The following is a 14063-nucleotide window of genomic DNA, read 5'->3' on the forward strand; positions in this document are numbered from 1 at the left end:
TAGCAGTTCCAATTTACCCGTTGCGCTCCTACTATAAATAAAACGTAGGAAGGATTGTTTATGCCTAAGATACCCCGTTCTCCAGCCCTTGATTACACCCGTGACACGAGCGAAAAACGCAGACAGTTTATCGAAAACGAAACCAATGCATCCCTTACTCATTCGAGTCATTTTTCTCTTGAGCCAGAATCTCTGGCCGGAAATATTGAAAACTTTACCGGTGTGGCGCAAGTTCCTATTGGATTTGCAGGCCCCATGCTGGTTAACGGCGAAGCTGCACAAGGAGAGTTTTATGTGCCTATGGCGACGACAGAAGGTACGTTAGTGGCAAGCTACAGCAGAGGTATGCGTTTAACTCGGGAAGCAGGCGGCATTAAAACCACTGTGATAGATGACGCTATGCAGCGCGCACCTATGTTTGCTTTTGCTGACGCGAGAGAAGCCCTTGCCTTTGGAAAATGGATTGAGGCTAACTTTGATCAGATAAAAGTGGCGAGCGAAGAAACTACTTCAGTGGGAAAACTCAGAGACATCGAACAATATGCAGTTTCAAAACTGCGCTGGCTGCGCTTCAATTTTACCTGTGGTGACGCAGCGGGTCAAAATATGGTGAGTAAAGCAACAAAAGCAGGATGCGACTGGGTATTAGACAACTATCCTGGAAACGTTGACCACTTTGTACTTGCTGCCAATTTAGACACCGATAAGAAGCACTCTCACCTCAACTCATTACACACTAGAGGTAAGCGAGTTGTTGCTGAAATCACCTTGCCTAAGCAGTTGATGACAGACATCATGCATTGTCCCCCTGAGGCGCTTTTTAAGCAGCGCCAGTATTCCAACATGGGCGCCTTAATGGCTGGCAGTGTTAACAATGGCGCTCATTTTGCCAATGGCATTACCGCGGTATTCATTGCCTGCGGTCAGGATGTGGCTAATGTCGCAGAGTCATCTGCAGGCTTCACCTATGCTGAAATTTTACCAAACGGCGACTATTACTTTTCGGTTACCATACCATCGCTCATCGTTGCGACCTATGGTGGAGGGACCGGCTTAGCAACACAGCAGGAGTGTTTAAACGTTCTGGGCTGTGCAGGTAAAGGAAAGGTGAATAAGCTCGCAGAGATCATTGCGGCGACTGTGCTATGCGGCGATCTATCTCTTGGTTCTGCCGTTGTCGCAAATGAATGGGTATCTAGTCATGAAAAATTGGGCAGAAACCGCTAAGCATCAACGCATTCAGGTCGAGATATGACAAAGTATGCGCCTGCGCTCATAAACACCGCAACGCCAGCATATGCATAAAGCGGCGCGTTGGCGAATATACAAAATATGATGAAGCTAAGCAGCATGCTGCAGCAGGCCACACACTTTGTCCGTTTAGATATTGCGCCATTGTCGCGCCATGCGCGCAAGGTTTCACCGAAACGAGGGTGTTGCAACAACCAGCGCTCAAGCTTAAGCGATGAGCGTGTAAAGCAATAAAGTGCACCAATGAGAAAAACGGTGGTTGGCATAACCGGCAAGAAAGCACCAATGACACCTAAGAGTGTGAATAACGCACCGAGAACGGCGAAAAATGGCTTACCCACTTTTTTAATGATGCGAACGCTCAATGAACTCCCCTTAAGACCTCTGACAGTGACGAATAAAAATAGCAAATCAGCACACTGACGATTCAATAACGGCCAAATTTCGATTTGATAATAATATTAGCGTAGCACGGGTTTGTTATTACAGCGCTGAAATCTAGCTACTTTTTTACAGTTTTTCCTGCGCTTTTACTTTCCCCCATAGCGACTCCATCTCATCTAGCGATAAATCGGTTAATGAGTGATGCTGAGCGTGAGCGAGTTCCTCTACAGCGGTAAAACGCTTTGCAAACTTAAAACTTGCTTTGCGCAGTGCGGTATCCGCGTCTATGTTGCAGTGCCTGGCTAAATTAACCATTGCAAAGAGTGCATCGCCAATCTCTTCTTCAATGGCGTCTTGGTTTCGTGTTGAGGCGTTAAGCTCTTGCTTAATCTCTTCTAACTCTTCTTCCACTTTATCTAATACGGGCAGAGTATCTGGCCAATCAAACCCTACTTTGGCACATTTTTTTTGCAATTTTTGTGCGTACATCAGTGCAGGCATTCCTTTAGGCACACTGTCTAAAAGAGGCTCATTGTTGACTCGATGAGGCTGGCTGCTGTCTGTGTTGGCCTGTTTTGCTGCTTTTCTCTCTGCTTTCTCTTGGGCCTTAATGGCCTCCCACTGCTGAGACAAAGCGGACTGACTGGTTTTGGCGTCGGTGTTTACGCTGGTTTGCCCCTGAGCGAAGACATGAGGATGGCGACGTACCAGCTTATCGCTAATGGCTGTTGCCACATCGTCAAAGTCAAACTGCCCGTCTTCTTGTGCAATATGAGCATAAAAGACAATTTGAAACAGCAAGTCACCCAGCTCGTCTCGGATATCGTCTATATCGCCACCAGCGATAGCATCGACAACTTCATACGCTTCTTCAATAGTAAATCGCGTTAGGGACTCCATGGTCTGCTGTTGGTCCCACGGGCAACCACCGTCATCAGAGCGCAACGCATCCATAATAGATAAAAGACGCGCCACGCCGGGCAAATTAGCTTTGCTTACGTCTTGCATCAGTGACTCCTTTTAGCTGGCGCAGACGAGTGATGACTTTGGACAAACTGTCTAGCGTCAATACTTCAATAGATAGGGTAATTAACGCGGTTTGACGGTTTTTATCACTTAAGCTGTTTACCCCAAGCAGCGGTACATTTTCGTTTGCCAACACGGTTGTGACATCGCGAAGTAGGCCGGTTCTGTCGTGACAATGAATATCCACCGCCGTTTCAAAGCCCACTTTGAGCTCTTGTGACCAGTTAACTTCTATTTGGCGTTCGGGGTGTTGAACCAATAAGTTCTGCAGTTGGTCACAGCTTTCTTTGTGAACACTCACTCCCCTGCCCTGAGTGATATACCCCATAATAGGCTCGCCTGGTACGGGCTTGCAGCAGTTAGCCAACTGACTCATGAGGTGACCAACGCCTTGCACAACGACAGCGTCTTTTTTACCTGTTCCAGCAGCCGTTTTGCGGGTTTTAACTTTAGGGCTAATCTCAGGCTCAACCTGGGGCGGCTCTTGTAAGTGATGAATGAAATTGACAACTTGCATCACCCTTACATCGCCAGCTCCTACCGCAGTGAAAAGGTCGTCTTTCGTCTGCAGATTAAACTTCTCACAGGCCTGTGCCGGGATTTTCAAAGGTAAATGAGCACGGTGAAGCTCTCGCTCTAGCAGCTCTTTACCGGCGGCAAGATTCTTTTCTCTGTCTTGTTTTTTAAAGTAAGAATGAATGGTAGCGCGTGCCCGAGAAGAATGAACATACCCCAAACCAGGGTGCATCCAGTCCCTACTTGGGTTCAGCTCTTTTCCTGTGAGCACTTCCACCTGATCGCCACTTTGCAGCAGGTAAGTAAAAGGCACGATCCTGCCATTTATTTTAGCCCCATTGCAACGGTGCCCTACGTTGCTATGTATGTAGTAGGCGAAATCTAACGGTGTAGCCCCTTGGGGTAAATCGATAACATCACCTTTTGGTGTGAAAACATACACTCTGTCGTCGAATACCTGACTTCGGATTTCTTCAACCAAGTCGCCGGACTCTGCCACTTCTTCTTGCCACGCTAAAATACGGCGCAGCCAGTTTATTCTCTCATCGTAACCAGACTGTTTACCCGCACTACCCTCTTTGTACTTCCAATGAGCAGCCACCCCTAGCTCGGCATCTTGATGCATCTTCTGTGTGCGTATTTGAATTTCAATAGACTTGCCTTTGGGGCCTACAACTACGGTGTGAATAGACTGATAACCATTGGGTTTAGGCGTAGCGATATAATCGTCAAATTCAGTAGGTAAATGTTTATAGTTGGCGTGAACGGTGCCAAGAGCGGCATAACAATCTTGTAGTCTATCGGCAATAATTCTCACTGCTCGAATATCGAATAGCTGCTCAAACGTGAGCCGCTTTTTCTGCATTTTTTTCCAAATACTGAATATGTGTTTTGGCCTTCCGTACACTTCTGCACGGATGTTTTCGGTATTCATTATTCCCTGCAGATCGTCGACTATGGAATCGATGTATTCAGCCCGCTCTTTGCGTTTTCCATCAAGCTGCTTCGCAATTTGCTTATAGGTAACCGGGTGCAGATAGCGAAAGGCTAAGTCTTCGAGTTCCCACTTTAATTGCCCTATACCCAATCGATTCGCTAAAGGTGCATAAATGCTGGCGCACTCTCTTGCCACCATCACTCGCGTTTCTTCATCGGCAACTTTGGCTTGCTGCAACGCGCAAATTCGCTCTGCCATTTTAATAACAACGGCGCGCACATCCTCGACCATGGCCAATAGCATTCTGCGAATACTATCGGTGTGCTGTTCATCTGAAGAATCTGCGCGTTCTTTGCCACTTAGCCTGCGTGCATGGAGCGACTTGATTGCATCCATTCTGCGTACGCCAACGATAAGCTCTTTTATCTCAGCGCCAAATTCATCACTAATATCTTCTTCATTTAAAGCGTGCTGTTCACAATAGGGAAAGACGAGTGCGGCCTGAAGCGTTACGTCGTCCATATTGAGCTGACAGAGAATTTCCACCATCTCTTGACCCACAAGCAGCCGCTCGGGGGAAGCAGACACTGCGCGTAACTTTTCTTTTGTGTGACTATGAAGCCCTAAACTATCTAACCACGCCTCAAAGGGGGGTCTATGCGCTTCGTGTACCTTTCTTGTTGATACCATATCCGTAACTCACTGCGACTGCTAACGTGTGAAAAGAGCCATCATTTCCATGTGATGGGTATAAGGAAACATTTCCACTGCCCCTGCTTTTTTCATCAAGTATCCTCCCTGAATCAATACATTTGCATCTCTTGTAAAGGTGCTTGGGTTGCAAGAAACGTACACTATTGTACTTGGTTTCGCATTAACTAATGCCTGACAAACCGTTAAGGCACCTTCCCTTGATGGGTCCAGCAAGACTTTGTCAAAGCCGTCATCAAGCGCGTCACTCACGTTTTTATTATTGCCTAAATCTAAATGCAGCCACTCTACGTTATCTACGCCCTGTTGTTGCGCATTTTCCTTAGCACGCTGCACCATTTCAGCCACCCCCTCCACGGCCTGAACAACCGCGCCGCGCTTTGCAATAGACAATGTAAAATTGCCTAGCCCACTAAACCAATCGGCTATTCGCTCTTGGGGCTTCGGCGCTAACCAAGACAACGCCTGCTCTATCATTTGGGTATTAACGGACTTGTTGACCTGCACAAAATCGTTGGGCGCGGGGCTTAACGTGAATTCATCAAAACTACTCATCGTCAGTGCGGCCTCAAAGTGCAGTGGGTTAAACCGCCCTTTCTTGTTTTCCAGCACCACGTTTATACGCTCTTGTTTGGCAAACAAAGTGAGCTCACTGTATAGCTCGGGGCTAAGGGCTTTTGTATGTTTAATGGTTACCTGACACACGTTATCGCCAGCAAGCAAACCAATATGGCCTATAAACCTTGTGCTTTCACACCTTGATAGTACTGCCCGCAGCGGTGCGATAAGACGGCTTAACTCATCAACAAGGACGGGACAAGAGGTAATATCAACAATGTCGCTACTCGCCTGTGAGCGAAAACCTAGCTTGAGTTTATCCGTCCGTCTTGCGTCTAGTGCTAAACGCGCCTTTCGCCTGTAGGCTGGTTTATCGCCAGCAAGCGGAGCCTGCCATACGCCATCTTCCATCGCCAACTGTCGAACCATCATCGACTTAAGCGCATTGTTTCGTTCTGTTAGGGCATGTTGAGCGTCTATATGTTGAAGCTGACATCCGCCGCATTGGTCAAACACGGGGCAAAATGGCGTTGCTCTCATAGAAGATGGATGGGTTATTGTGGTCGCTTTTGCGTTCACCACATTCTTTTTTGCATGCAAAACGCTGACATCACAGGTTTCGCCAGGTAGTGCGCCCTCGACAAAATGCACCGGTGTAGCTCGCGCTATTCCCTGTCCCATCCAATCTAGACTTTCTATGAGAAGTGGAGATTGAGCCTGATTGGTAACTTGATTGGCAGCATGGCTTTCAGAGGAGTCATGTTCAGATGCATGGGTTTTAGAGGCATGGGCTTTAGAGGCATTGGCTTTATCAGAAAAACGCAGGTTGGCTACCTGTGCATTAGCGCTGGTTTTACGTTTCAATGTTGGGGTACTAAACAGCCCGTTTTGTTTTTTGCCTTTTGCAGGCTTATTGGGGTTTGACAAGGAAAGCTCCGTAAGGAAATTATATTTTATGCTGATTCAAGAATAACAGTAGCAACAGCATAGTGCTGTTCATCAGAAATGCTAATAACACTGTTGGTTATTCCACGCGCCTCGCAACGCGCCGCGAATTCACCATTAAACGCCAGTGTAGGCGCACCCAGTTCATTGTTTTGAACCTCAATATGCTGCCAGCTTATCCCATTGCCAATACCTGTACCTAACGCTTTTACTGCCGCTTCTTTCGCTGCAAAGCGCTTGGCTAAAAATCGCTGGGGCGTGCGGTGCTGTTCAAACTGCTGCAGTTCGCTGGGGGTTAATACGCGCTTAGCAAGCCTCAGCATTGCTCCCTCGTCTTTACCTAAGCGCACAATTTCGACAATGTCGGTGCCTAAGCCTGCTATGGCCACTCAACTTTCCTTTTTCATAAAACCAAATAATAGGTATTAGACGGTGCTAGTGCTTACTACAAGCCACGCGCTCATACTAAGTGAGTACCGCTAGCACCATACCCCATTAAATACCAGCTCTTGCTTCCAACATAAGTTTGCGCATATCGGCAACAGCAGTGTGCAAGCCATCGAAGGCGGCGCGGGCAATAATGGCGTGCCCAATGTTTAGCTCTATTAGCTGCTTAATTGCGGCAATAGGCTTAACGTTGTGATAGTGCAAACCGTGCCCTGCATTTACTTTTAGGCCCAAGCTATCGGCATACTCAATACCTTCTACCAATCGAGCGAGCTCTGCTTCTTGTTGCTGCTCGTTTTCTGCCTCCGCATATTGGCCCGTATGAATTTCGATATAAGGCGCTTTACATGCTACCGCTGCATCAATTTGTGCTTTGTCGGCATCGATAAACAGCGATACCTGAATATTGGCTGCAGCTAGACGCTCACAGGCCGCTTTCATAACATCAAGGTTACCCGCTACGTCAAGGCCACCTTCTGTAGTAAGCTCTTCGCGTTTTTCAGGCACGAGGCAACAAAATACCGGCTTTACTTCTTCAGCAATAGCCAGCATTTCATCCGTGACTGCCATTTCTAAATTTAGACGGGTATTGATAGTTTGAGCAAGAATTCTTACGTCTCTATCTTTAATGTGTCGGCGATCTTCACGAAGGTGAACCGTTATCCCATCGGCGCCCGCACGCTCCGCGATATCTGCTGCATGCACAGGATCTGGATAGTGTGTACCTCGTGCATTTCTCAGTGTTGCAATGTGATCAATGTTTACGCCTAACAAAATTGAGCTCATATACCTGCCTAATAAGTGATTACTTTCCCTGTGAAGTGTATCAAATTTTTGCTGATAATTAGATTGCTAACGGCTTGTGTTAACAGAAAATAATTTCTGTTGTCGCCTATTAAAACAAATTTCGCTAGCGTTTTGGCGCCATACGGCTAAAAAGCTCTCTGCTTTTTAAGGGTTTGTCGCCAATTAATGGTCTCAATAAATCACGACAAAGGACTTTCGCCACTCGTTTACTCAGTGGTGTGAACTCACCGTGTGCAAGGTCTAGTAAGGCTTCTCCAGGAAACCCTTTAAGATGCAATGCGTCTTCAGGAATAACCACAAACCCAGCTTCTGCTTGAAAGTTGTACTGGCGAGACGCTTCAACGGGAAGCTCGTATTCTGCATCTAAGGTAAAATCGGGAAGCAGCCCCATTTCATCGAGAATGGCAAACTCGAATTGGCGCAGCGTTATCTCTACGTCGCCTTGCTCACTCAATGACGCAAGGGCGTCTTGATAGGCTTCAAAAACCAGATCGCTTGCTAACCCAATAGGCATAATGCGATTGCAAAGTTCATTGACATACATGGCACAAAATAAGGTTGTACCGGGCAGGATAATGGAAGGGGCGGTACTTTCTACGTGGCGTAAGTTTTTTAATTCCGATTTGCCGCTAAGCTGAAGACGCAGCGCTTGAAAAGGCTGCAATAAACTTTTCTTGTCTGATTTACTATTTTTAACGCCTTTTGCTACAGCGCTCACCCTACCTTCTTCTAGGGTGAAAAAATCCACAATATAGCTGGTTTCTCGATAAGGACGACGGTGCAGTACGTACGCAGTTAACCATTCATTATTCATTATTTTTCGCTCAACCGTAACGTCTTTAACGTGTCTACGTTAGTCTGTTCTAAGCCGCTCATGGCCGTTATATGGCTTATGTTTAACTTCAATTAACTGCGTTAACTCATTTGATTAACTTTACCAGCCTAACCACATTAACTGCGTTTTACCCGAACCACCTTCATGGTTTCAAATTCAATACCGGCAACCTCTTCAACGTGTCGATAGTAGGTTAGGTTTACTCTAGCACCCGTGAGGGATTTATAATTGTGCTTGCGCCGATAAATAAAGGGCACATCAATGCCTTCTAACATAATAGTGTGCCGGATCCAGTCGCCGTCTTTCTCTTCCCGTTGAACGTGAGAGACCACTTTGGCGTTGTCCGTTTGATTAAGCTTGCTATGCTTTTCTACAAGCTTTTCTCTTTCGCTTTTCACCGTTTCCAACCTTTTATGCTTTGCCAATACAAGCTTCGCGCTGCTGGCCACAGACTGCGCAACAAACACTGCCGTTTGCTGCTATGCAGCATCAATCTGCTCAACAATAAGTTGCACAGACTCTTGGCCGCGAAACACGTTAATATCGAGTCTATAGGCAATATGCACATTTTTCACCATGGCATTAGGCCACGTTTTTAAATCAACATTAAACGCAATGGCGTCGATTTCCGTGCCCTCTTTTGACTTAACAACCATTTTAAGGTGTTTTTGCCCTACCAGTCGCTGATCGACCAACTGAAATTCACCATCAAAAAGCGGCGACTCAAAGCCCTGTCCGAAGGGCCCTGCTTGACGCAGCATATGGGCAAATGGCAATGACAGCTCCTCAGAGCCTAAGTCTCCGTCGGATAATAGCGCATGCGCAGTGTCGAGTTTGTCCACGTGAGCCTGAGTAATTTCTACAAAAGCTTGTTCAAATTCAGCTAGCTTAGCTACGGGTAAACTCAGCCCTGCCGCCATTGCATGACCGCCAAACTTATCAATAACATTGGGGTAACGGGTGTTTACTTCATCAAGCACGTCTCGAATATGCACCCCCGGGATAGAGCGAGCCGAGCCTTTAATCACCTCTTCATCTTGATGGGCAAAGGCAATAACGGGTTTTAAATACTTTTCTTTTAATCGCCCTGCCACAATGCCGATGACGCCCTGGTGGAAATCTGCGCGATATACAACCAGCGCTGCAGGCATATCGCCTTCATCAATCGACATTTTTTCTAGTGCTTGTTCAGCCTGCGCCTTCATGCCTGTCTCTATTTCTCGACGCTCTTTATTTAATGCGTCAAGTTCAGCGGCAATCATTCTCGCTTGAATCTTATTGTCTTCTAACAAGCAGGCAATGCCTTGCGACATGTCGTCTAAGCGCCCAGCAGCATTTAAACGTGGGCCAACAACAAACCCTAAGTCGGTAGACGTCAGATGTGAACACTCTCTATTGGCGACTTCCACCAGCGCTTTTATACCCGGTCGACATTTACCGGCGCGTATGCGCTGTAAGCCTTGGTGAACCAGAATTCGATTATTCTTATCGAGAACCACCACATCAGCCACCGTGCCTACAGCAACAATATCAAGTAATGTGGCTAAGTTTGGTGGCACTACACCGCTGCGCTCAAAGTAACCGCGTTGCTGCAGCTCAGCCTTAATGGCCAGCATAATGTAAAAAGAGACGCCAACACCGGCCAAATTTTTTGATGGGAAGGTACAGCCAGGTTGGTTCGGGTTAACAATGGCATCGGCAGGTGGGAGTGTATCACCTGGCAAATGATGGTCGGTAACGATGACCTCTAGGCCTTTTTCTTTGGCATGGGTGACACCGTCGATACAGGAAATACCATTATCCACGGTAACAATAACGTCGGCATTCCGCTCTATGGCCACATCGACGATAGGTACACTCAAGCCGTAACCAAAATCAAAGCGGTTGGGAACCAAATAATCAATATTGTTGAAGCCCATTAACCCCATTGATAACAAGCATACGGCGATACTGGTTGCCCCATCGGCATCGAAGTCTCCCACAATAATAATACGCTTATTTTGCTCTACTGCATCAGCAAGCAGCGCAGCACCAGCTTCTATCCCTTTTAGCGCTTTGTAATGGGTAAGCCCCTTGAGGCCATTTTCAAGTTCATCGGTATGACTGACTTGCCTGCCTCTATAAATTCTATCGATAACAGGGTGTAACTGTGAACTAAGCATAACCGGGCTTAACTCTCGGCGCACAATAGGCAATATCATGAGGTACCACTAAGTATTGAAGAGTTGTTTCGAGGTATCGATTCTATCGCAGAGGTAGAAAGGGGTACAGTGATTCAGTAAAACCTTTGTGCGTTGCATTTTACATTTAAAGCGGACTCACTTCGCAGCATAAATCTAAAAACACGTGATGAAGAACTAACGTCGGGGCATTAAAAATCTGACGCTCTAAAAAGAAATTAGAGAACTGAACGATAAAAGAGCGGGAACGATTCCCACTCTTTCTTTGTTTTTACGAGCTCTACATTACCCCGCTTGTTCTAAAGCGCTGACAATAAGTGAAGCTGGCTGGTAACCAGGAATAAGCGAGCCATCTGGTAAAATAATGTTAGGGGTGCCGTTTACACCCAGTTTCTGACCAAGCTTATATTGCTCAGCCACTTTGTTTTTACAGGTAGCCGATGCAACATTGTCGCCGGCTTTTGCATTGGTTAGGGCTTGCTGGGGATTCTTAGCACACCATACCGACACCATGTCATCATAATTTTCGCTATTTAGCCCGGCGCGAGGAAATGCTAAATAATTTACCGTAATACCGTTGTCGTTTAACTCGCCAATTTCATTGTGAAGTTTGCGGCAGTAACCACAGGTGATATCGGTAAATACTGATATCACATGCTTCTCATTTTTGGCTTTAAATGTGATAGACGACGCTTCCATTTCTTCTACGCCCTTAAGTCTTAACGACGTCATTGCTACCTCGGTCTCATCTCGCATCCCTTCATCGATATTGAGCACGCGAGCTTGAATAAGAAATTGACCATCATCGCTGATGTAGAAAAAGCCTCTGTTTGTGGAAACTTGAACTAAACCAGGAACAGGGGAATCGGCAATTGAATCTACGGTTAAGCCTAATACTGAGCTAAGTTTTTGTTGAATTGCGGCGTCATCGGCAGCCTGAGTAACACTACTCATCATGATAGCTGCAACAGCGATGGCGTTAATTGCGATGTTTTTTACTACTTTCACTTTAGACTTCTCCAATTGGACTCACATGGCCGCGGATGATGGTTGACGGTGACGCAGTTTATGCGGCACGTCGCAACGACGCATTATTAAAATGTGGTTCTGACCCCATTTATTTTTTTAATCGTACCACAGGCGGTTGGAATTGAGGTAGGTGGAAGCATCCGTTTGTCGCGACTTTTGCCTGTTCCACAGCTTTCGGTACGATTCACCTTTTTGCTTACCTGTCTCACTCTCAATGCACTGCTACCCTCTCGGGTGGTGGCTGTGAATGAGCGTTTGCAGTCGTTCGGTGGCAACATGGGTGTATATCTGCGTTGTCGATAAATCGCTGTGCCCTAATAGCATTTGTACCACTCTTAAATCAGCGCCGTGATTTAAAAGGTGAGTGGCAAAAGCGTGTCTTAATGTGTGGGGGGACAAATGCTGCTCTATTCCCGCTTTCACCGCATAGTATTTAATACGATGCCAAAAGGTCTGACGGGTCATTTGCTGCCCTCGGCGACTTAGAAACACAACATCAGATTGCTTGGTTGCCAACATGGGCCTTGCCGTTTTGATGTACACTAAAAGCCACTCTATGGCCTCTTCGCCAAGGGGTACTAAGCGCTCCTTATCACCCTTACCGACTACGCGAACAACGCCTTGCTGCAAACTTATCTGATCCATGGTCAGCCCAATTAGCTCACTCACTCTAAGGCCCGTGGCATACAGCACTTCAAGCATGCTCTTATCTCGACACTCGATAGGATCGTCAGTGAGCGGCGCTGCCAACAGGTCTTCCACTTGCTGTTCGCTGAGTGAAGTCGGCAATGATTTGGGCGTTTTGGGGTTAGACAGGGTCGACACTGGGCTGTCTACGCGAACCTGTTTAGCAATCAAAAAGACATAGAACGACCTAATAGCGCTTAACGCCCGCTGAGTACTTCGACTCGATAGGCCCTGTTCGTAGCGGTAGGCTAAATAGTCTTGAAGCTGCTCAGTAGTGACAACAGCAAGGTCTTTTATTCCCTCGTTGTTAAAGTAAATCGCGAGTTTTTTTAAGTCGGTTCGGTAACTTTGCTGGGTATGCTCAGATAGTCCTTTCTCTAGCCACAGCATCTCAATAAAATTATCAATGTGCGCTTGGCTAGCCCCAGGCACATAGGTTAACTGTCTTGTTGTCTGTGTCATGGAAATATCACAATAGCGTTAGCATTTGAAAACCTCAAAAAAAGCCCATCAAAAGCGCCTATTAAATCACCGTTTAAAAACGCACTGCACGCCATTTTAAAAGTCACGTCGCTGTTTAATAAGCTCATAAGCAGACTGAATATCCTGCGCTTTTTTCTTCGCAATCTCCATCGCCTGTTCAGGTAAGCCTTTTGAAATCAGCTTATCAGGGTGATGCTCTGACATTCTCTTGCGGTAGGCCCGTTTAATGGTTTTTTCATCGTCTGATGCGCTAACGCCTAAAATACGATAGGCATCATCGAGGGTCTGCTGCGCGGAATATGGCGCTTGCTGTTGGCGTGAATGCTGACGTCTTCCGTTTGCTTGTCCGCGCTGGTTTCCTCGCTGGCCTTCCCGCTGGCGAAAGCGAAGCTCAGCTTCAAACATAGAAATTAAGTAGTCGAGGTCACGACGTCTAAAACCAAGAGGCTTAGCGACCTTTTCAAGCACCACATATTCTTCTTGTGAAAGCTGGCCGTCGGCAAACGCAGCTTGAATCAAAATCTCCAAAAACACTTGTAGAATATCTCGTCGACCATGGGTTGCCTCATAAAAGCCCTTGAGCATATCGGCAAGCGGAAAGTCTCGTGCCTTCCCTTCTCTGAATGCATCTTGGGCCTCTCGACGGGCATCACCGGTTAACTGCATTTCATCCATTAGCGAAGTGGCTATCTGAATTTCTCTGTCTGTCACTTTTCCATCAGACTTTGCAAGATGTCCTAAGGCGCTGAACAAGCTATGAAAGAATATGGCCTGCTGTTTGAGGGAATTTTGGTCGCTGAAGAATCGGCCAAAGCCACCCACTCTATTGAAGTTTTGGCTGTAAGCTTTGTCGAAGAAGTGGCCAACCACTAACCCTAAAACGATGCCAAGAAAATGTTTCAAAAACATGAAACCAAAGAGGGCTCCGAGAACCTTACCCCAAAAAGACATTAAATTGCGCTCCTGTAGTGCTACCTTTGGCAACATCGGCTTTGTGATTGTCACTACAACTATATCAAAGACATGCCTGCAGTGAAGTAGCAATGTTTGACGTATTTGCCATTCTTAGAGTGTTATTGTGTGTAAAAAGCCCTACTTCAACCTAAAAATGCGTATTATTGTGATATTTTTTGGACGAACGGTTGGTTATTGGTTCAGAAGTGCTTAGAATTGAACGGCTGTAATCTACATCAAAACGTTGGCGGTCTCTCGACAGTGTATCGACAGTCTCTCAACTTGGTCCGCTGCGTTTTAAACGTCTGCCGCC

The 14063-nt window shown here is 46.5% G+C and carries 13 protein-coding genes; 1 reads left to right on the forward strand and 12 read right to left on the reverse strand.

What is annotated here, in order from left to right; all coding sequences use genetic code 11:
- Nucleotides 1-60: 60 nt before the first annotated feature.
- Nucleotides 61-1227, forward strand: a complete 1167-nt coding sequence (locus GTQ48_RS15175; RefSeq protein WP_163107421.1) for a hydroxymethylglutaryl-CoA reductase — start codon at nucleotides 61-63, stop codon at nucleotides 1225-1227.
- Here the strand turns inward: GTQ48_RS15175 and GTQ48_RS15180 are convergent.
- From GTQ48_RS15180 to djlA, 12 genes are all read right to left on the reverse strand, one after another.
- Complete coding sequence (locus GTQ48_RS15180) at nucleotides 1224-1616, reverse strand: YbaN family protein (protein WP_203565261.1); 393 nt, start codon at nucleotides 1614-1616, stop codon at nucleotides 1224-1226. The two genes, GTQ48_RS15175 and GTQ48_RS15180, sit on opposite strands and share 4 nt — an antisense overlap.
- A 145-nt stretch (nucleotides 1617-1761) precedes the next feature.
- Nucleotides 1762-2643: a nucleoside triphosphate pyrophosphohydrolase gene (mazG, locus tag GTQ48_RS15185; protein ID WP_163107422.1), complete on the reverse strand. Its 882-nt coding sequence runs from the start codon at nucleotides 2641-2643 to the stop codon at nucleotides 1762-1764.
- A complete protein-coding gene (gene relA, locus GTQ48_RS15190) occupies nucleotides 2621-4804 on the reverse strand; it encodes a GTP diphosphokinase (protein WP_163107423.1) in 2184 nt (727 codons plus the stop codon). The genes mazG and relA overlap by 23 nt, the downstream gene beginning before the upstream one ends.
- 21 nt (nucleotides 4805-4825) lie before the next feature.
- Nucleotides 4826-6310 (reverse strand): 23S rRNA (uracil(1939)-C(5))-methyltransferase RlmD, encoded by a 1485-nt coding sequence (gene rlmD / locus GTQ48_RS15195; protein WP_239060153.1) that lies wholly within the window; start codon nucleotides 6308-6310, stop codon nucleotides 4826-4828.
- 26 nt (nucleotides 6311-6336) lie between these two features.
- Nucleotides 6337-6717, reverse strand: a complete 381-nt coding sequence (gene acpS, locus GTQ48_RS15200; protein WP_163107424.1) for a holo-ACP synthase — start codon at nucleotides 6715-6717, stop codon at nucleotides 6337-6339.
- A gap of 106 nt (nucleotides 6718-6823) precedes the next feature.
- Nucleotides 6824-7561, reverse strand: a complete 738-nt coding sequence (gene pdxJ / locus GTQ48_RS15205) for a pyridoxine 5'-phosphate synthase (RefSeq protein WP_163107425.1) — start codon at nucleotides 7559-7561, stop codon at nucleotides 6824-6826.
- A 124-nt stretch (nucleotides 7562-7685) separates the two neighbouring features.
- The gene (gene recO / locus GTQ48_RS15210) at nucleotides 7686-8396 is read right to left on the reverse strand and encodes a DNA repair protein RecO (protein ID WP_163107426.1); all 711 of its coding nucleotides are present in this window, start codon (nucleotides 8394-8396) and stop codon (nucleotides 7686-7688) included.
- 137 nt (nucleotides 8397-8533) lie between these two features.
- The gene (locus GTQ48_RS15215) at nucleotides 8534-8815 is read right to left on the reverse strand and encodes a hypothetical protein (protein WP_032096766.1); all 282 of its coding nucleotides are present in this window, start codon (nucleotides 8813-8815) and stop codon (nucleotides 8534-8536) included.
- A gap of 81 nt (nucleotides 8816-8896) precedes the next feature.
- Entirely contained in the window at nucleotides 8897-10618 is a 1722-nt protein-coding gene (recJ, locus tag GTQ48_RS15220) for a single-stranded-DNA-specific exonuclease RecJ (protein WP_163107427.1), read from the reverse strand.
- Nucleotides 10619-10882: 264 nt separating this feature from the next.
- Entirely contained in the window at nucleotides 10883-11587 is a 705-nt protein-coding gene (dsbC, locus tag GTQ48_RS15225; RefSeq protein WP_420837612.1) for a bifunctional protein-disulfide isomerase/oxidoreductase DsbC, read from the reverse strand.
- 261 nt (nucleotides 11588-11848) lie between these two features.
- Nucleotides 11849-12775 carry a site-specific tyrosine recombinase XerD gene (gene xerD, locus GTQ48_RS15230; RefSeq protein WP_163107428.1) on the reverse strand — a complete coding sequence of 309 codons (927 nt, stop codon included), beginning with the start codon at nucleotides 12773-12775 and terminating at the stop codon, nucleotides 11849-11851.
- A gap of 96 nt (nucleotides 12776-12871) precedes the next feature.
- On the reverse strand, nucleotides 12872-13747 hold the full coding sequence (djlA, locus tag GTQ48_RS15235) for a co-chaperone DjlA (protein ID WP_163107429.1): 876 nt from the start codon (nucleotides 13745-13747) through the stop codon (nucleotides 12872-12874).
- Between the last annotated feature and the right edge of the window lie 316 nt (nucleotides 13748-14063).

It is taken from the genome of Alteromonas genovensis (assembly GCF_010500895.1).
Lineage (GTDB): Bacteria > Pseudomonadota > Gammaproteobacteria > Enterobacterales > Alteromonadaceae > Alteromonas > Alteromonas genovensis.